The organism is Companilactobacillus metriopterae (assembly GCF_004117915.1).
Lineage (GTDB): Bacteria > Bacillota > Bacilli > Lactobacillales > Lactobacillaceae > Companilactobacillus > Companilactobacillus metriopterae.
This window is the reverse complement of record NZ_RSTD01000001.1, coordinates 863,266-882,204: the sequence shown is the minus strand read 5'-3', so window position 1 is coordinate 882,204 and position 18,939 is coordinate 863,266. Positions and strand designations below refer to the sequence as shown.

Annotated in this window: 21 protein-coding genes, 1 tRNA gene and 1 other annotated feature; of the genes, 18 read left to right on the top strand and 4 right to left on the bottom strand. The window is 33.3% G+C overall.

From position 1 onward, the window contains the following. The first annotated feature begins 29 nt into the window (after positions 1 to 29). Both EKN01_RS04570 and EKN01_RS04565 read left to right on the top strand, forming a co-directional pair. A complete protein-coding gene (locus EKN01_RS04570; protein ID WP_099974981.1) occupies positions 30 to 716 on the top strand; it encodes a response regulator transcription factor in 687 nt (228 codons plus the stop codon). Then, on the top strand, positions 713 to 1,771 hold the full coding sequence (locus EKN01_RS04565) for a sensor histidine kinase (RefSeq protein ID WP_129045167.1): 1,059 nt from the start codon (positions 713 to 715) through the stop codon (positions 1,769 to 1,771). Before EKN01_RS04570 ends, EKN01_RS04565 begins: the two co-directional genes overlap by 4 nt. Before the next feature lie 24 nt (positions 1,772 to 1,795). Here EKN01_RS04565 and yidC read toward each other — a convergent pair whose 3' ends face one another. Further along, the gene (yidC, locus tag EKN01_RS04560; protein ID WP_206731618.1) at positions 1,796 to 2,791 is read right to left on the bottom strand and encodes a membrane protein insertase YidC; all 996 of its coding nucleotides are present in this window, start codon (positions 2,789 to 2,791) and stop codon (positions 1,796 to 1,798) included. 61 nt (positions 2,792 to 2,852) lie between these two features. Continuing rightward, positions 2,853 to 3,125: an acylphosphatase gene (locus EKN01_RS04555; RefSeq protein WP_129045166.1), complete on the bottom strand. Its 273-nt coding sequence runs from the start codon at positions 3,123 to 3,125 to the stop codon at positions 2,853 to 2,855. 57 nt (positions 3,126 to 3,182) lie between these two features. Here EKN01_RS04555 and EKN01_RS04550 point away from each other — a divergent pair, with 57 nt between their 5' ends. The 13 genes from EKN01_RS04550 to EKN01_RS04490 all read left to right on the top strand — a co-directional run bounded on the left by EKN01_RS04550 (position 3,183) and on the right by EKN01_RS04490 (position 15,002). Continuing rightward, a complete protein-coding gene (locus tag EKN01_RS04550; RefSeq protein WP_129045165.1) occupies positions 3,183 to 3,944 on the top strand; it encodes a TrmH family RNA methyltransferase in 762 nt (253 codons plus the stop codon). A 44-nt stretch (positions 3,945 to 3,988) separates the two neighbouring features. Continuing rightward, positions 3,989 to 4,181, top strand: a binding site (T-box leader). 35 nt (positions 4,182 to 4,216) lie between these two features. Next, positions 4,217 to 5,269: a phenylalanine--tRNA ligase subunit alpha gene (gene pheS / locus EKN01_RS04545; RefSeq protein ID WP_129045164.1), complete on the top strand. Its 1,053-nt coding sequence runs from the start codon at positions 4,217 to 4,219 to the stop codon at positions 5,267 to 5,269. After that, complete coding sequence (gene pheT / locus EKN01_RS04540; protein WP_129045163.1) at positions 5,266 to 7,650, top strand: phenylalanine--tRNA ligase subunit beta; 2,385 nt, start codon at positions 5,266 to 5,268, stop codon at positions 7,648 to 7,650. The genes pheS and pheT overlap by 4 nt, the downstream gene beginning before the upstream one ends. 38 nt (positions 7,651 to 7,688) lie before the next feature. Further along, entirely contained in the window at positions 7,689 to 8,849 is a 1,161-nt protein-coding gene (mltG, locus tag EKN01_RS04535) for an endolytic transglycosylase MltG (protein ID WP_129045162.1), read from the top strand. Between the two features lie 81 nt (positions 8,850 to 8,930). Then, positions 8,931 to 9,407: a transcription elongation factor GreA gene (greA, locus tag EKN01_RS04530; protein ID WP_129045161.1), complete on the top strand. Its 477-nt coding sequence runs from the start codon at positions 8,931 to 8,933 to the stop codon at positions 9,405 to 9,407. 45 nt (positions 9,408 to 9,452) lie between these two features. Next, complete coding sequence (locus EKN01_RS04525) at positions 9,453 to 9,752, top strand: HesB/YadR/YfhF family protein (RefSeq protein ID WP_099974973.1); 300 nt, start codon at positions 9,453 to 9,455, stop codon at positions 9,750 to 9,752. Positions 9,753 to 9,761: 9 nt separating this feature from the next. Beyond that, complete coding sequence (locus tag EKN01_RS04520) at positions 9,762 to 11,870, top strand: peptidoglycan D,D-transpeptidase FtsI family protein (protein ID WP_129045160.1); 2,109 nt, start codon at positions 9,762 to 9,764, stop codon at positions 11,868 to 11,870. 88 nt (positions 11,871 to 11,958) lie between these two features. Further along, positions 11,959 to 12,108, top strand: a complete 150-nt coding sequence (rpmG, locus tag EKN01_RS04515; protein WP_099974971.1) for a 50S ribosomal protein L33 — start codon at positions 11,959 to 11,961, stop codon at positions 12,106 to 12,108. 48 nt (positions 12,109 to 12,156) lie between these two features. Beyond that, on the top strand, positions 12,157 to 12,714 hold the full coding sequence (locus EKN01_RS04510; RefSeq protein WP_129045159.1) for a 5-formyltetrahydrofolate cyclo-ligase: 558 nt from the start codon (positions 12,157 to 12,159) through the stop codon (positions 12,712 to 12,714). Positions 12,715 to 12,718: 4 nt separating this feature from the next. Next, a complete protein-coding gene (locus EKN01_RS04505; protein ID WP_129045158.1) occupies positions 12,719 to 13,405 on the top strand; it encodes a rhomboid family intramembrane serine protease in 687 nt (228 codons plus the stop codon). Next, positions 13,386 to 13,622 carry a YqgQ family protein gene (locus EKN01_RS04500; protein ID WP_179946631.1) on the top strand — a complete coding sequence of 79 codons (237 nt, stop codon included), beginning with the start codon at positions 13,386 to 13,388 and terminating at the stop codon, positions 13,620 to 13,622. The genes EKN01_RS04505 and EKN01_RS04500 overlap by 20 nt, the downstream gene beginning before the upstream one ends. Further along, complete coding sequence (locus EKN01_RS04495; RefSeq protein WP_129045157.1) at positions 13,612 to 14,577, top strand: ROK family glucokinase; 966 nt, start codon at positions 13,612 to 13,614, stop codon at positions 14,575 to 14,577. Before EKN01_RS04500 ends, EKN01_RS04495 begins: the two co-directional genes overlap by 11 nt. A 20-nt stretch (positions 14,578 to 14,597) precedes the next feature. After that, positions 14,598 to 15,002, top strand: coding sequence for a rhodanese-like domain-containing protein (locus EKN01_RS04490; protein ID WP_129045156.1), 405 nt, complete (start codon positions 14,598 to 14,600; stop codon positions 15,000 to 15,002). Positions 15,003 to 15,037: 35 nt separating this feature from the next. Here the strand turns inward: EKN01_RS04490 and EKN01_RS04485 are convergent, their stop codons facing one another. Further along, a complete protein-coding gene (locus EKN01_RS04485; protein ID WP_099974966.1) occupies positions 15,038 to 15,232 on the bottom strand; it encodes a DUF3042 family protein in 195 nt (64 codons plus the stop codon). Positions 15,233 to 15,317: 85 nt separating this feature from the next. Here EKN01_RS04485 and miaA point away from each other — a divergent pair, with 85 nt between their 5' ends. The 3 genes from miaA (at position 15,318) to EKN01_RS04470 (ending at position 17,646) form a co-directional block, all read left to right on the top strand. Further along, the gene (gene miaA, locus EKN01_RS04480) at positions 15,318 to 16,247 is read left to right on the top strand and encodes a tRNA (adenosine(37)-N6)-dimethylallyltransferase MiaA (RefSeq protein ID WP_129045155.1); all 930 of its coding nucleotides are present in this window, start codon (positions 15,318 to 15,320) and stop codon (positions 16,245 to 16,247) included. Next, complete coding sequence (locus tag EKN01_RS04475; protein WP_129045154.1) at positions 16,240 to 17,499, top strand: methionine gamma-lyase family protein; 1,260 nt, start codon at positions 16,240 to 16,242, stop codon at positions 17,497 to 17,499. The genes miaA and EKN01_RS04475 overlap by 8 nt, the downstream gene beginning before the upstream one ends. Positions 17,500 to 17,572: 73 nt before the next feature. Then, positions 17,573 to 17,646, top strand: a tRNA-Arg gene (locus EKN01_RS04470). A 146-nt stretch (positions 17,647 to 17,792) separates the two neighbouring features. Here the strand turns inward: EKN01_RS04470 and EKN01_RS04465 are convergent. Next, the gene (locus EKN01_RS04465; RefSeq protein ID WP_164966365.1) at positions 17,793 to 18,914 is read right to left on the bottom strand and encodes a tyrosine-type recombinase/integrase; all 1,122 of its coding nucleotides are present in this window, start codon (positions 18,912 to 18,914) and stop codon (positions 17,793 to 17,795) included. Between the last annotated feature and the right edge of the window lie 25 nt (positions 18,915 to 18,939).

Here is an 18,939-nt window from a genome sequence, read left to right as displayed (position 1 = left end):
AGAATTATTTATTAGATTGGAGCTTAATAATGTCTAAGATACTTATAATCGAAGATGAAGAGAATATGGCCAAATTTGTTCAATTAGAACTTGAACATGAAGGTTATGAAATACAAGTTGAACATGATGGTAGATTAGGATTAGAAGCTGCCTTAAATGATGACTGGGATCTAATTTTGTTGGATCTTATGTTACCAGAATTAAACGGAATGGAAGTCTGTCGTCGTATTCGTCAAGAAAAGAATACTCCTATCATTATGATGACAGCACGTGATTCAGTTATTGACCGTGTATCAGGCCTTGATCATGGTGCAGATGATTATATTGTAAAGCCATTTGCTATTGAGGAGTTACTAGCACGTATCCGTTCTCTTCTAAGAAGAATTGACTTGGATATCGATATTACAAGAAATAATGACCAAATTTTGAAATTTAAGAATCTGGTTGTTGATAAGACAACTCAAACATTGAAAAGAAATGGTGAAGTAATAGACCTTACTAAACGTGAGTACGATTTATTAACTACATTAATGGAGAATGTCGGAAGTGTTCTTAGTCGTGATGACTTACTAGAACATGTCTGGGGATCTGGTAGTAGTACAGAAACTAACGTTGTAGATGTTTATATCAAATACTTACGTAACAAGATCGATAGAAATGGTTCTCCAAGTTATATTGCTACTGTTCGCGGAAAAGGGTATGAAATGAGACAATGAGATTATCAATTAAAATAAAGTGGACTGTATTTATTTCATTTATAATCTTATTTGCATATGTGGTAGTTTCCTACGTATCTATAGATACATTACGTAGTGTAGCATCAGAGCATGTAACTTATAATTTCATTTTCAAGATAATAATCATAGGTGTAGTAGTCTTAATAGCGGGTATAGTAGTTAGCTATGTTTCTGTTAGCACAGTTTTAAGAAGTATTTACTCTATAAACGATACTGTTGATAGAATAAATAAAAAGCCTGATTCAGATGCTCGTATTAAACTAAAAAGAGATAAAGATGAAATTTATGATTTAACTGTCAACATCAATAAAATGTTAGATAGAATGCAGAATTATACAAACCAGCAAAAAGAATTTGTTGGTAATGTTTCGCATGAATTGCGGACACCAGTAGCAGTTTTGAATGGACATTTGAGTATGCTTCAAAGATGGGGGAAAGATGATCCTAAGATTTTAGAGGACTCTATTAATTCCTCTCTTCAAGAGTTGAAACGTATGGAGTCACTGATTCAAGAAATGCTTGATTTGACAAGAATAGAACAGATTGATGAAGACTATTTGAATCAAGTAACTGAGGCAAAGCCTCTATTTGATCAGATATATAATGATTTTGTTTTATTACATCCAGATTTTCATATAAATTTTGATAATGATGTGCGTGATGGTAGCTTTGTCAAAATTTACCGAAACCACTTAGAACAAATTGTAATTATCTTGTTAGATAATGCCTTTAAGTATTCTAAAGACCGAAAGGAAATCAATTTTTCTACATCAACTAATTCAAATGAACTTGAAGTTGCTATTCAGGATTTTGGACAGGGTATTCCCAAGAAAGATTTGAAACAGATCTTTAACCGTTTTTATCGAGTTGATAAAGCTAGATCACGTCAACAAGGTGGTAATGGCTTAGGGTTATCCATTGCTAAACGGTTAGTTGAAGTCTATAAGGGTACTTTAACCGTGGAAAGTGTTGAAGGATCGGGGACAGTTTTCAAGTTAGAATTACCTCTAAAAATTGTAGAAACAGACAAATAAAAAAGCCACTTAATAGTGGCTTTTTTATTTGTCTCTATTTTGTTGTTTATTTTCATTTCTCTTACGTAATTCTGAGTGAAGATCATCTTCGTCTTTAGGAGTTGAACTTTCTTCGGAATTATCTTCAGAATCTGTGGTTGTATTGTTGCCAGAAATTATATCATTTAATATTTTTTCTGAAACGACTACCTTAACAGGATTATCTTTTAATCGATCATCTTCGTTTTTTCTAATACGAGGAACGATTACGTAGTTGGTAATTACTTGTTGGATAAGTATAACAATACCACCAACCAAGAAGTAAAGAGCAAGTGCAGCGGAAGATACCATTGAGATGAAGAATGTAATTAATGGATTCATGAACATTACTGCTTGCATTTGACCTTTTTGTTCTTCAGGCACAACTCTAAGTGATAACCATGATTGAATAATATAGAAAATAGTAGCAATAATAGCAATAACTATACTTGGTTTACCAAGTGGGATAGATAAGAATGTAGCTTTACCAATTTCAGGAGAATATTGAACAGCTTGATAAATACCGATAAGAACAGGCATTTGAATTAGAAGAGGTAAGCAGCCAATGCCACCAGTTAAGCTGATATTATTTTGCTTATAAATATCCATCATCATCGCACTAAGTCTTTGTTGAACAGCTGGATCTTTAACTTCTTTTTGTTTTTCTTGAAGTAATTTTAGCTGTGGTTGAATGGCACGCATTTTTTCTTGTTGAATAGTTGATTTAGATTGTTGATTTAGAGATAGAGGAAGTAATACTAAACGAACAACGAATGAAATGATAACAATTCCCCAAGCGTATCCGTTTGAGCCTCCAATAGTGTTAGCAGTCCATGTAATTAGTTTTTGGAATGGTGAACCAATCCAAGTAAATATAAATCCATAAGGACCGCTTGTTGGTGCGTGTAGATTTGATCCTGTTTGCACACAGCCAGTAGCTACTAATGAAAACATAGCTATGATGGCAAAAACAGAAAGATATTTTATATATTTATTTTTCAATTTTTTCCGTCCTTTTATACGATATAAGGGATATATTACGATAACTATAATGTGGTTTCAACTAGATTACGCGAAATTTATTGAAACCTATAACATTATCTTCAAAATTATAATCAATTTTTGTGACTTTCCCATATGGAGTAGGGGACTTACGAACTTCTTCTAAAAATTCGTTTAAATTTTCAGTGCTTCCCTCTGCCTCAATAACTACAGAGCCATCTGTTTGATTTTGAACAGTACCATGGATGCCTAAATTTTGAGCTAGTAATTGGGTAGCGTATCGAAAACCAACTCCTTGTACTCGACCTACAACATGAATATGTAGATGTTTCATAATTGTTCCTCCTCATTATGATACTATGAGTATTATAGAACAAAAGGGATGGAAAATATGAAATATATAGAATCTAAAAAGAATGATGAAATAAAAAATGTAATCAAACTTTCAGCTACTAAAAATATAAAAAAAACAGGTACTTATGTTGTTGAAGGATTTCATTTAGTTCGTGAAGCTGATTTAAACAATGAAGAATTTGTAAGTTTATACGTAACAACGCCAAACGTGGGAGATCGCCTTGTAAAAAAATATCATGAAATTGCTACTGAAATTTCAACAGAAGTTGCAACTGCCATTTCAGAAACTAAGAATAATCAAGGAATCTTTGCAGTAATTAAAATTAATCAACCAGAAGAAATCAGTTCCTTGTCTGGACAATGGGTATTTTTAGATAATGTTCAAGATCCAGGTAATGTGGGAACAATTGTAAGAACTGCAGATGCAGCAGGATTTGCAGGAGTTATTTCCAGTCCTAATTCTGCCGACTTTTTCCAATCTAAAGTTCAACGTGCTATGCAAGGTAGTCAATTTCATCTTCCAATTTATAAAATGAATCTTGATGAGGCAATTGATTTAGCAAAAGATTCAGGATTACATGTATATGGTTCAGAAGTAAATAGTGAAGCAGTACCTTACAATGAAATACAAAAAAGTGATAATTTTGCTTTGATAATGGGTAATGAAGCTAATGGAATGAGTCAAGATCTTTTAGATCAAACCGATGACAATGTTTATATTCCAATACTTGGAAAAGCTGAATCATTAAACGTAGCAATTGCTGCAGGTATTTTAATGTACGGATTAAAAGGTATTTAATACTTGTTAAAACCTATAAATCTTGTATAATTTAAACAAGATATAGAGATACTGTGACGAAAAAATAGTAATCATGTTCAAATAGTTATTTTAGAGAAGGATCGTTTGCTGAGAAGATCTTATAGCTATATTGATGAATTCACTTTCGGAGTATCACGATTGGTTTACGTTATAAAACTGCTGAGTGCACATATTTTGTATGTGAACTAGGGTGGTAACGCGGTCTTCGTCCCTTTTTATGGGATGAGGACTTTTTTATTTGGAGGAAAAATATGACAACATTAGAAGAAAGATTAAAAATGCTCAGAGATGAAGGTATCAAGAGCATTCGTGAGCAAAATCACTCAAAAGATCTGAATGAAGTTCGTGTTAATTTGCTAGGTAAAAAAGGTCCTATTACTGAGGCTCTTAGAGGTATGAAAGACTTATCAGCTGAAGAACGACCAAAGATTGGTACATTAGCAAATGCAGTTCGTGATGAAATACAGTCAGCTATTGAGCTACGTTCAAAAGAACTCAATGATGCGCTGATTAAACAAAAATTGGAAAAAGAAACAATAGATGTTACCCTACCATCTCAGCCACAAAAAGTTGGAACGGAACATATTCTTACTCAAACAATTTCTGATATTGAAGAATTTTTCATAAGTCTAGGTTATAAAGTTGATTCAGGATTTGAAGTAGAAGAAGATTATTACAATTTCGAACGTTTGAACATCCCTCAAGATCATCCTGCACGTGATATGCAAGATACTTTTTATCTATCAGATAAACTATTGATGAGAACTCAAACTTCTGCTCAAGAAGGTCGAGATTTGGAAAACCATGATTTTTCAAAGGGACCTTTGAAAGTTATTTCACCAGGTGTGGTTTACCGTCGTGATGATGACGATGCTACACATTCACATCAATTTCATCAACTTGAAGGATTAGTAGTTGATAAAAATATCAGTATGGCTGATTTAAAAGGAACTTTAGAAGCACTATGTCAGCATGTATTCGGTAAAGAAAGAGAAATACGCTTCAGACCAAGTTATTTCCCATTTACTGAACCATCAGTAGAAGTTGATGTTTCTTGTTTCAACTGTGGTGGAGAAGGTTGCCGTATTTGTAAATATACTGGCTGGATTGAAGTATTGGGTGCTGGGCTAAGTCATCCTAAGGTATTAGAAATGTCAGGAATTGATACAAATATTTATAGTGGATTTGCATTTGGATTAGGACCTGAGAGATTTGCAATGCTTAAATATGGAATTACTGATATACGAGACTTCTACACAAATGACGTTAGATTCTTAGAACAATTTAAAGGAGCTATTCGATGAAAATTTCTAGAAATTGGTTGAATGAATATATTCAGTTGAACCAATCTACAGCAGATATTGCTAATAAAATTTCATTAACTGGTATTGAATCTATGCCAGTATATATTGGAAAAGATTTATCAAATCTTGTGGTTGGTCATATAACAAAAATAGAAGATCATCCTGATTCTGATCACATGCATATTTGCCAAGTTGATGTTGGTGAAAAAGAAATTCAAATTGTTTGTGGTGCGCCCAATGTGGCCTTGGATCAATATGTTATCGTAGCTCTTGATGGTGCAACTCTTCCAGATGGAGTAAAGATAAAAAAAGGTAAACTTCGTGGTGAAGAATCTAATGGCATGATTTGTGGATTAGACGAATTGGGTGTGAAAGTAAAAAATGTACCCGAAGAATTTCATAATGGAATTTATGTATTTGATGAAGCACAAAAGCCAGGAGAATCTGTTCTTGATTTACTAGGATTAAGCGATGAGATGGTTGATTTAGATATCACACCAAATCGTGGAGATACATTAGGTATGAGAGGTGCAGCTTGGGAAATAGGAGCTACCTATGATGAAAAGCCTAATTTTGTAGATCCTAAATTGTCGGGAAGTCCTAAGAACATAGATTTAGATATTGATGTTCAAAGTGACAAAGTCAACGGATATCAAGCAGTAGTTTTAGAAGATGTAAAAGTTGGCAAGAGCCCGCTTTGGATGCAAAGAAGACTTTGGAATCAGGATATTCAACCTACTAATGCAGTTTTAGATATTGCAAATTATGTAATGATTGAATATGGCCAACCAATACAGGCATATGATTACGATAAAATTGCAGGATTGAAGTTGCAAAACGCTGAAACCCAAGAAGTTATTATGTCTGATGGTACAGAAGTAAAATTAAGTTCAGAAGATATCGTGGTTATGTCTGGTGAAGATGTACTTTCAATTGCTGGGGTTCTGGATACAGATTTTGCCAAAGTTACAGAAGATACAAAAAATGTTTTATTTGAAAGTGCAGTTTTCGATGGAGCTACTGTTCGTAAAGAAGCACAGAGACATGATTTGAGAAATAATTCATCAAACCGATTTGAAAAAGGTATTGATACCAGTTTAAATGGATTGGCACTTGATAGAATTGTTGAATTATCTGAAGATATATTGAATCCTTCTGATTACTCACAACATATTGTTGGAAAAGAATACAATTACTCACCAACAACAATTTCTGCTACTGTTACTCGAATTAACAGCCTAATAGGGATTGAACTTACAACTGATGAGATTATTAATATTTTTGACCGATTAGGATTTGCAACAATTGTAGATGGTGAAAATCTTAAAGTTACAGTTCCTGCTAGACGCAATGATATGTCCATTGAAGCTGATTTAGTTGAAGAAGTAATTCGTATCTATGGTTATGAGAACTTAGTTGGAACTTTACCAACAGGTAAACAAACTAAGGGTGGATATACTGACAAGCGTGAGTTTAGTAATCGATTAAGATATTCACTACTTTCACAAGGTATGGATGAGGCAGTTAACTTCTCATTATTAAGCAAGAAAGAAGTTGAAGATTTTAATGTAAATGAAACTAAATTAGTTCATCTATTACATCCAATGACTGAAGATCATGAGTACTTAAGAACTAGTTTGATACCATCTCTAGTAAAAAATGTGGCGTATAATCAAGCACGTAAAGAATTCAATGTAAGATTATTTGATCAAGAACGTATATTTGAAAAGGGTCATTCAGATCGTCCAAATGAAATAGAATATATTTCAGGTGCTATTAGTGGAAATATTGTCGATAAGTCTTGGAATCAAAAAGAACAAAAAGTCGATTTTTATTATGTTAAAGGAATTGTTGAAGAAATGATTTCTTACGCTAATCTGGATGCTAACATTGAATTTGAGGCAACATCAGATATTGAAAACTTACACCCAGGTCAAACTGCTAAGATAACAGCAAATGGTAAAATGATAGGATTTGTAGGTAAGTTACATCCTCAATATCAAGATGAGATGAATGTTAACGATACCTATGTTTTTGAATTGAATGTGGATCAATTATTCGCATTTGGATCAAAAGTTATTCAATCACAACCTGCACCTAAGTACCCAAGTATTTCTAGAGATTTAGCATTATTAGTTAAGAAGGATATTTTAAGTGGAGACATTATTAAAGATATTTTCAACAATGGTGGTAAGTATCTTGAAGATGTAGAAATATTTGATGTCTATCAAGGCGATAATATTGAACGTGGATATAAATCATTAGGATATCATTTAGTATTTCTAAATAGGTCTGATACACTAACAGATGAAGAAGTAGAGCAGTCATTTGACCAAATTAAAGATAGTTTAGTTACAAAATTTGCAGTAGAAATACGCTAATTTGTAAAGAGTAATGGTATAATTTTATTTAAATTACTATGGGAGGCTGCATTTTGAGCCAAGATAATAAGAGAAATAGCTTACAGCAAGAATCTGAAAAAAAGATTGAGACTCGTGCTAAAGAGAGTTCAGTAGCTAACCACATTGCCTATTGGGTTATGGGAGTTATTGCAATATTAGCCGTAATCGTGATACTAATTGGTTTTAACTATGTTAATGGTTCTTTGAAGCCATACAATGCAGATAGCAAAGAAAGCATTGTCGTTAAGATACCAGTTGGATCTTCAAGTAAAGATATCTCAAAGACACTTGAAAAAGATAAGGTTATCAAGAGTTCATCAGTTTTTAACATCTATATTAAGACTCAAAATTACACTGATTTCCAAGCAGGATACTACACGTTTAAACAATCAATGTCACTAAGTGACGTAGTTAAGCAACTGCAAAAAGGTGGAACAGCACAACCATCAGGTGATGCATCCAACTCTGTATTAGTTCGTGAAGGTGTAACAATTGATGACATCGGAACTCAAATCCAAAAGAGTACTTCATTTAAGAAGAAAGATTTCTTGAAGTTAATGAAGGATGAGAGTTATCTTAAGGAGCTACAGAAGAAATATCCTGAGTTGTTAAATTCATCAATGCAATCCAAAGACGTTAGATATCATTTGGAAGGATACTTGTTCCCAGCTACATACGGAGTATACTCAGGTATGACATTGAAAGAACTTGTTAACCAAATGGTTGAAAAAGAAGATCAGGAACTAAAACCTTACTATTCAACTATGAAACAAAAGGGGTTAACTGTTCAACAAACTCTAACATTGGCTTCTCTTGTTGAACGAGAAGGTGTAACAGACGCTGATCGTAAGAAGATTGCCGGTGTATTCTTTAACCGTTTAGATATTAATATGCCTATTCAATCAGATATCTCTGTTATGTATGCTTTGAATACACATAAAGAAAGTCTTACAAATAAAGATACTTCAGTTAAATCTCCATATAACTTGTACAAGAATACAGGTTATGGACCTGGACCATTTAACTCTCCAAGTTTGCAATCTGTTGAAGCAACATTGAACCCATCAGATAGAAGTGCAAATTATCTATACTTCTTCGCTGACTTGAAGACAGGAAAAGTTACATACTCAAATACTCTTGATGAACATGAATCAAGATACGCAAAAACAGGTCAATAAAAAATAATGTCATCCTGCCATATGGTTGGGTGACATTTTGAAATTTTAAATTAATAATTATAAATTCAAAGAGGTAATATCATGGCTGAACAAAGCTATCCAATGACAGAAGAGGGTAAACGTCTTCTTGAAGAAGAGCTAGAAAATTTAAAACAGGTTAAACGACCGGAAGTAATTGATAGAATTAAAATTGCAAGAAGTTTTGGAGATCTATCAGAAAATTCTGAATACTCATCAGCAAAAGATGAACAAAGTGTTCTGGAATCAAGAATCTCTCAAATTCAAGTGATGCTTCAATATGCTCAAATTGTTGATACAGATCAAGTTGACGAGGATGAAGTTTCTATTGGTAAAAAGGTAACTGTTCAAGAAGATGACGACGAACCAGAAGTATTCTTTATTGTTGGTTCGGCAGAGTCTAACCCAGATGAGGGTAAAATTTCTAATGATTCACCAATTGCTAAAGCACTTATCGGTAAGAAAGTTGGAGATTCTGTTTTAGTTGATACTCCTGCAGGTAGTTATGAACTGACAATTAAATCTGTTGAAATTGCCTAATTAATATCTACTAAATTACTTTTTATAAAGTTGAGGTATGAAGATATGAAGATTGAATTAACTAAAGAAGCAGAGAAATGGTTCGAAGATGAAGTAGAACTTGAACCGGGATCAGGTGTCCATTTTTATGGAAAAGTTTATGGAAAAACAATGGTTCATGATGGCTTTTCAATTGCCTTTAAGATTGAAAAACCTGTGAACCCCGTTGCTAGTACTGAAGTTAATGGAATTACATATTATATTACCGCCGCAGACGAGTGGTTTTTTGCTCGTTATGATTTAAAAGTAGATTATGATTCAAAAACAGATGGACCAGTGTATATTTTTGAGTCCAATGAAGATTAAGGAAGATTAATGAAAAGAATACTAGACGTCATAAGAGGTCGAGCAGATAAAAAATCAGGATCTGCTATTCCTTTTAGACTGAACTTATTATTATTAATTGTATTTATATTATTTGCCTTATTAGTAGGACAACTAGCTTATTTACAAATTATATACGGAAATAAATTTCAAGCCGAAGTAGAACGTACTGACAAGACTTCTATGAAGGGGGATGTCCCTCGTGGTATGATTTATGACTCAAAAGGTCGCTTACTAGTAGGTAATACTACTCAAAGTGCTATTACCTATACTAAGAGTTCTGGGGTCAAGAGTACTGACATTTATGAAGTAGCCAATCGTCTATCTAATTATGTTAATATTCCCAAAGAAAAATTGTCTAGCCGTGATAAGGCAGATTATATTTTAGCGGCTCCAGGTAAATCAGAGTCAGTGATCAAAGCACTGCCAAAATCTAAAAAACAAGATTCTAGCGGTAATAATTTGAAAACAGCTGAGTTGTATAAAAATGAGGTTGAATATGTTGAGAGTCAAGGAATTAATTTGACTTCAAAACAATTGTCTAAAGCAACAACCTTTAAAAAGATGAATGCTGCTTACACATATTCAACTGTCTACTTGAAAGATAAAAAACTTTCTAGTTCTGAAATTGCCAGAGTTAGTGAAAACTTAACAGAACTACCTGGTATAGATGTAGGAAGCAACTGGACCCGCTCATATCCTGAAGGTACTTCAATTAAAAGTATTATTGGTGGAGTGTCTACAGAGAAGCAAGGTATTCCTGATGATGAACTAAATACTATGCTTGCAAATGGATATTCTAGAAATGATAGAGTTGGTACTAGTTATCTAGAAAAGAGCTATGAATCAATTCTTTCCGGTACAAAGAGTGAAAAAGAAGTTCAGATTGGATCAGACAATCAAGTTAAGAAAAGTAAAGTTGTTTACAAAGGACAAAAGGGTGGAAATCTTAATTTAACAATTGATTCTGATTTTCAAACTAAAGTTCAAGCTGCACTTTCTTCAACATATGCGTCTGCTAAAGCTGCAGGAAAAACATCGTATTCAGATGGTGCTTATGCAGTAGCTATGAATCCTAAAACAGGACAAGTTCTGGCAATGGCAGGAATTAGAAATGATCCTACTACTGGTAAAACTACAGAAGATGCACTTGGAGTTATCAATAGAACCTTTGTAATGGGATCAGCTGTTAAGGGTGCTACTGTGCTAGGTGCTATGATGGATGGAGTTATCACGCCAACTAATAACACACTGGCTGATAATCCTATCTACTTACCCGGTACACCAGTTAAGAAATCTGTTTATCCTATTGGAACATATAGTTCATTGGATGCTGCAAGTGCTCTAGAAGTATCATCAAATGAATATATGATGGCACTTGCAATGAAAGAAGCTAATGCTAAATACGTTCCCAATTCATATATATCAATGGATTCCGATATCTTTAATAAACTTAGAGGTTACTTCAACCAATTCGGTCTAGGAGTTAAGACAGGAATTGATATATCTGGAGAAACAGAAGGTATTGAAGGTGCAACAATGAATTCAAACGGTTCATTGAAGACTGGTTCTGCGCTTGATTTATCATTTGGTAACTATGATGCATATACATTGATTGAAATGGCACAATACATTTCAACAATTGCGAATGGTGGTTATCGAATGCAACCATATATTGTTCAATCTATCCAACAAACTCAAAATGATGGTAAAAAAGGACAACTGGAATCAGTTACTTCACCTAAAGTATTGAACAAAGTCGGATTTACAAATGAAGAATTGGCTGTTGTTAAAAAAGGTATGTACAATGCTGTTCACGGAACAAAATATTGGACAACAGCTACCAGATTAGCTGATTTATCAGAATCTGTTTCAGCTAAAACAGGTACAGCTCAATCCTTCTACTTTGATCCAAAGAAACCTAATGATCCTAATCCACCGGCAACTGTTACAACTAGTTTAGTAACATACGGACCATCGAATGATGCAAACATTGCACTTGCAATTGTATTTCCTAATCTAACTGATGAAAAAGGAAGTTATCCACAAATTGTAGCTCATCAAATTTATGAAGATTATTTTGCTACAATGGCTAAGTAAAACTAAATTAATACTTTTAATATCATGTAAAAAGTGGTATATTTTATAGGTTGAATTTTGTTAAATTTGTTGAAAGGAAGTTTCCAAGATGAGAGTAAATATCACAATGGAATGTACTTCATGTAAAGAACGTACATATCTTACAAATAAAAGTAAAAGAAACAACCCAGACCGTTTGGAATTACAAAAATATTGCCCACGCGAAAGAGTTGTTACATTACATCGTGAAACAAAATAAACAACAGGATAATTAACCTGTTGTTTTTTTTTACAGGAGGAAACGCTTTTGGATAAGGTAAGTTTTCGAAAAAAACAGATGGATCTACTAGATGATTTTTTGAGTTCAAATGAATCTCAAAAAGAAATCAATCAAATTTATTCAAAATTATTTGATAATCCTACATTTATAAAGAGTGAGACTATAGGAATTACTCTAAGTATGTCAGGTGAATTGCCAACTCTTCCAATTGTTGAGACTTGTTGGAATATGGGTAAGGAAGTATATATTCCTAAGACATATCAAGATTACTCAATGGATTTTGTCAAATATACAAAGTCTACTATTCTTGAAACTAGTTCATTTGGAGTAAAAGAACCAATTGCTGCCGGTGAAAATGTATTGAATCCACCAGATTTGATTATTGTTCCTGGGCTGGCCTTTTCTGATAATGAACATGCAAGATTAGGATTTGGAGCAGGGTACTTCGATCGCTATCTTTCAAAATATCCTACTAAAACAATTTCACTAGCATTGTCACGTCAATTTTATATAAATACTCCTTGGCCTGTTTATTCATTAGATCAGCCAATCGATGAGATTATATCTGTATCAAAGGAGAAATAATACGATGTTTTCTTATAGAAATCAAAGTTTACCAGCCACATATGGTTTGATCATTTTATTAGTTGCTGTTTTTGTCATTGAAACACTAATAGGCGGATCAACAAATCCACAAGTTTTACTGACTATGGGTGCTAAAACAAATAATCTCGTTACTAGTGGACAGTGGTGGAGACTTATTACACCTATGTTTTTGCATATAGGGTTTATGCATTTATTTATGAATTGTTTTTCTTTATATATTGTTGGTCAGTATTTGGAACCAATATTAGGAAAAATAAGATTTATAATCGTATTTTTAATAAGTGGTGTTGTTGGAAATTTAGCTAGTTATGCATTTGGTTCATCCTATGCACTTTCTGCAGGTGCCAGTACGTCAATTTTTGGATTATTCGCATCATTTATTGCTTTAGGTATTATGTACAGCAGCAATAATTACATTAGAGAAATGGGTAAGAGCTTTTTAGGATTGATCATCTTAAACTTGGCTTTTGATCTATTTGCTGCTGGTATTGATATTTGGGGACATATTGGTGGAGCTATCGGTGGATTTTTGATTACTTTTGTAGTTGGAATTACTGGAGCTAGAAAAACAAATATTTACGTCAGAATTCTTGCAGTTATAGCATTAGTTGCCGTATCATACTATATGTATTCAAAAGGAATGGGTGCTTATGGCAATACAGGAATTTAGAACACTATATGATGTACAACAACTTTTAAAACGATACGGAACTTATGTACATTTAGGTAAAAGAGAGTGGGACATTGAGCTTATGTCCTTAGAATTAAGAAATCTCTATGATAACAATATGATAGAGAAGGAAGTTTTTATAAACGCTCAGTTAATTTTAAAAAGCGAACATAGAAAAGAAGAAGAAAAGGAAAAAGGTGAAACAAATGGCAGATAAAAAATTAATTGGTGTTGATCTAGGTGGAACAACTATTAAATTTGCTATTCTTACTAAAGATGGTGAAATCCAACAAAAATGGAGTATTGAAACAAACGTTTTGAATGAAGGTCAAATGATCATTCCAAGTATCATTGATTCAATTAACCATCATTTAAAAATGTATGATATGACTGCAGATCAGTTTGAAGGAATTGGTATGGGTTCACCTGGAACAATTAATTTTGAAGAGGGCAGTGTTGTTGGAGCATACAACTTAAATTGGGCAACTAAACCTGTTTTCCCAGTTCGTGATATATCAGAAGGTACAGGAATTCCTGTAGTAGTTGAAAATGATGCTAATGTTGCTGCACTTGGTGAAAAATGGATGGGTGCCGGAAACAATGCTGATGATGTTATTTTTGTTACCCTAGGAACTGGTGTTGGTGGTGGAATTATTGCCAATGGAAAATTAATTCATGGTACAGCAGGTGCTGGTGGTGAAATTGGACACATTACAGTAGAACCTAATGGTTTCATGTGTACATGTGGTAAACGTGGTTGTTTGGAAACTATTGCTTCAGCTACTGGTATCGTTCAAGTAGCTCGTGAAATGGCTGCAGAATATGCTGGCCCTTCAGAACTAAAGGCAATGCTTGATGATGGACAAGATATTTCAGCTAAAGATGTTTTTGATCTTGCTAAAAAAGATGATGATTTGGCACTTTTAGTTGCTAATCATGTCTGTGATTCATTAGGATTTGCACTAGCAAACTTATCAAATGCGCTGAATCCCAAGTATGTAATCATTGGTGGTGGAGTTTCAGCTGCCGGAGACTTCTTGCTAGAAAAAGTAGAAAAATCAATGTTGAAAAATGAATTTGCTACTGTTAAGAACTCGACAGAAGTTCGTCTTGCTAGTCTTGGAAATGGTGCTGGTGTTATTGGTGCTGCTTCACTTATCAATAATAAGTAATTAATATACAGGGGTTTATTATGCAAATTTTAAATATTGTTTTATATGTTATTGTGATAGCAATTATTCTTTATTTTGTAGGATCATGGTCATACTATGCCATTATCGGTAGAAGAATGAATGGTTCAATCAGCCAAGAGAATTTTGAATCAACCATGAGAAAAGCTCAAATTGTCGATTTAAGAGAGAAAGGCCAATTTGACACCAAACACATATTAGGAGCTAGAAACTTGCCATATTCTCAATTTAAATATGTAAGTGGAGAGCTACGTCCAGATCTTCCAGTATATCTGTACGATGAAAGAAAAAATGTCTGTGTTCGAGCAGCAATAAAGTTGCAAAAACAAGGTTTTACAGATGTAAAATGGCTAGAAGATCGCTTCTCAAATTGGGAAGGTAAGACAAAATCAAATAAAAAAGACTGAAGCTAATTAATAGCTTCAGTCTTTTTTTGTTATAATTAACCTTGGTGTGCTTGTAGACTTTTTCTATTAGCACGACGGCGATTTTCTTCTACACGTTCGATTTCTTTGTTTTCTGGTTCAATAACTGTTTTCTTGAATGCGTGCACTGCACCATATACTGCAGAAGCAGTAGTAACAGCACCTACAATGAATCCCTTAGTAAATCGCATACGTTTTTGTTTCTTAGCCATAATGTTATCATCCTCCAATTCTTTAACTACATTATGACGCATTTAATAAAAAAATTCTAGAATAATATATGTTAGGAGTATATTTTTGAAAAAGGTAGTTGCAATAGTAGGACCTACAGCGGTTGGTAAAAGTGCATTAGGATTAGAATTAGCAGAAAAATTTAATGCTGAAATTATTTCAGGTGATTCTATGCAGGTTTACAGAAAATTAGATATAGGAACAGCCAAAGATTCTAAAGAAGAATTAGCTAAAGTCCCTCACCATTTAGTGGATATTTTGGACGTCACTGAGGAATATTCAGTAAAACAATTTCAGGATCAAGCTAGCCAATGTATTGATGAGTTGTATTCTAGAAATATACTACCTATTCTTGTCGGAGGGACAGGATTTTATCTGAATTCACTAGTTGAAGGAATGAATTTTGGAGGAGAATCCAAATCATCTAAGGAGCAACGTAATCAACTTAATTTGATTTTAGAAGAGAAGGGAATATCTGCTTTAAAAGACATCTTAAGAGAAGAAGATCCTGAAGCTTATGATCAATTAGATATCCAAAATCCTAGAAGAATTATCAGAGCAATTGAAGTAAAAAGAATTACTGGTAAATCTATTTTAGATCAAGAAGAACACAAGAATGACTATGAATTTTTGATAATAGGACTTACTGATGATCGCCAAGAATTATACGAAAGTATAAATTCTCGAGTAGATAAAATGATGGATTTGGGCTTATTATCAGAGGCAGAGTATGTTTATAAAAACAAAGAATCTATTCCGCAAGCAAAAAATGGAATAGGCTATAAAGAGTTTTTCCCATACTTTGATAAAACTAATAGTTTAGAAAATTGTGTAGAAGAAGTAAAGAAGAATTCACGAAGATTTGCTAAGAGACAATTTACATATTTTAGAAATCAGATGGAAGAAATAATTTGGTTTAATGTAAGGGGAAATCCCGACTTTAAAGAAGAAATAGAAGAGAAAATTAGAGAATTTTTAGGAGGAAATCATGGCTAAATGGAATGAGAACTTTCCAAAGGAATTAAATAATCTCATCGAGGAAACTGACAAACAAATTTCTGAGAAACTTTTAGAAATAGATGAGCGAGTATTAGACAATCAAAATAAGGTTCTAACTGCCTTTAGAAATGCTAGTGTAGATGAAAGTAGTTTGTTGGGAACAACCGGGTATGGCGATGACGACCGAGGTAGAGATCAGTTAGAAGAAGTCTATGCAGAAGTTTTTAAAACAGAAGCAGCACTGGTGCGTCCACAATTTGTATCCGGAACACACACATTGGCTACAGCACTTTTCGGAATGTTGCGCCCCAATGATGGTCTATTATATGTGACAGGTAAACCTTATGATACTATGCAAGAAGTTGTTGGTATCGCAGGTAATAAAAAAGGTTCATTAATAGATTATGATATTAAATTTGATTATGTTGAAATGAACGGCGATCATGTTGATTTTGAAACAATGCAGAGTAAAATTGCTGAACAAAATCCTAAAGTAGTGGCTATTCAAAGATCAAAAGGATATTCAGATCGTAAGTCACTCACAGTTTCTGAAATATCTGAAATTGTCGAAAAAATACGAGAAATTGACAAAGATGTCATAATTTTTGCAGATAATTGTTACGGTGAATTTTCAGAAACAATAGAACCTAATGAAGTTGGAGTAGATATTATGGCAGGTTCATTAATAAAGAATGCTGGTGGCGGTCTTGCTAAAGTGGGTGGCTATATCGTAGGTAAGTCAGAATTGGTTGAATTGGCCAGTTACCGCCTAACAGCACCCGGTATAGGCGCTTCTGAGGGAGCAACAATCGATCGACTAGCAGAAATGTTCCAAGGTTTCTTTATGGCTCCTAGAGTTACAGGTAATGCTATTAAGGGGGCAATCTTTGAGGCAGCTATCTTCGAAAAATTGGGATTGAATGTTGCTCCTAAGTGGAATGATGATAGAACAGATTTAATCCAAACTATTATTTTTAATGATCCAGATAAAATGTTGACATTCGCTAAAAATATCCAAAAATTTTCACCAATTGATTCTAATGTAGTACCAGTGGCAAGCGCTATGGCAGGTTACGAAGACGAAGTTGTAATGGCGGCAGGAACCTTTGTATCTGGCGCTAGTATTGAACTTTCCGTTGACGGACCAATGCGTCCACCGTACACAATGTATATACAAGGTGGATTAACATTTGAACATGTGAAAATTGCAATTTGTAATGCATGTAATGAGATTTTCTTTACAAAATAATTTATGAAATAAACTGCAGAAAACCGTTGACATGACTAGGGTACATTCTCTATAATATATCGAGTAATGTCATGTCACGGTGGCTCAGTTGGATAGAGCAACGGTCTTCTAAACCGTAGGTCGTGAGTTCGAATCTCACTCGTGACATTAAAAGCTTTAGCAAACCTAAAGCACAAATAAATATAAAAAGCCTTAATCCTTTAAATATCAAGGGATTAGGGTTTTTTTTGTTTTCCGAAGTTAGGGCAAACATATAGAAAATTTGTCCCACATTTTAAAAATGTCCCACAAATTTATATGTTATTTAGAAGTTGAATTGTCTTATTATTCTCTTCTTCTCTTTTATCTTTTAATAGATGAATATAAATTTTGGAAGTTATAGAAGTATCAGCATGACCTAGACGTTCAGAGATATAATCTATACTTACATCTTTTGAAATTAAATATGAAGCGTGCGTATGTCTTAAACCATGAAAAGTAATTTGATTATCGATTTCCAATTCTTTTAAAACTTTAGAAAGAGTTTTATTAACACCATTACTTGTAGGCACTTGATTCCTATTACTTAGAAATACTAGTTTCTCTGTATTCTTAAACCCATTTTTTAAAAAGTGCTCATTTTGCTGAATTTTAATCTTTTTAAACATATGAATTAAATCATCATTTATACTTATCTGTTTTACAGAAGATTTTGTTTTTGTTGGTTTGAAACCAGTTCTGTTTATATAGTCATAAGTCTTGTTTATATCAACTGTCTTATTTTTGAAATCAATACAATCCCATGTGAGTCCACCTACTTCTCCATATCTACAGCAAGTTAATAGAGCAAATAAGATTTCGGATAAAGTTATATACATCATTGACTGATTTTCAACACAATAATTTTTTAATTTAATAATATCTTCTTCATCCAAATAATTGTGCTCGTTTTGCTTTTCTGTCGAAACAGTTAACACAACACGATTTGTAAAATTTTTGTATATAATTCCATCATCTATTGCATCAATAACTGCTTTCCTAATAGAACCATTAGTCCTTATTACTGTATGTCTTACATGATTTTTTCCAACACTATCTATGAATTTTTGGTAGTCTTGGCGTTTAATTTCTTTAATAGGTTTATTACCAAAGAACTTTTTAATATCACTAGCTAGCTTTAAATATCTTTTCTCTACACCAATACTTACTTTTCCCAGCTTATAAGTTTTTACCCAGTCCAGAAAGTAGTCAGAGAAGCTTATATTATCATCAGTAGATAGACCGATTTTATTTTTCTTGGATTCTATTTCAATAGCAGCATTTTTAGCATCTGTCTGACGTTTAAAACCACCCTTAGTGGTCTTGTGTTTCTTTCCATTTTCATAATATGAAACTTCATAAGTCCATGTTTTGCCACGTTTATATATACTTGCCATGGTCCAACCTCCTAATTTAGGTAAA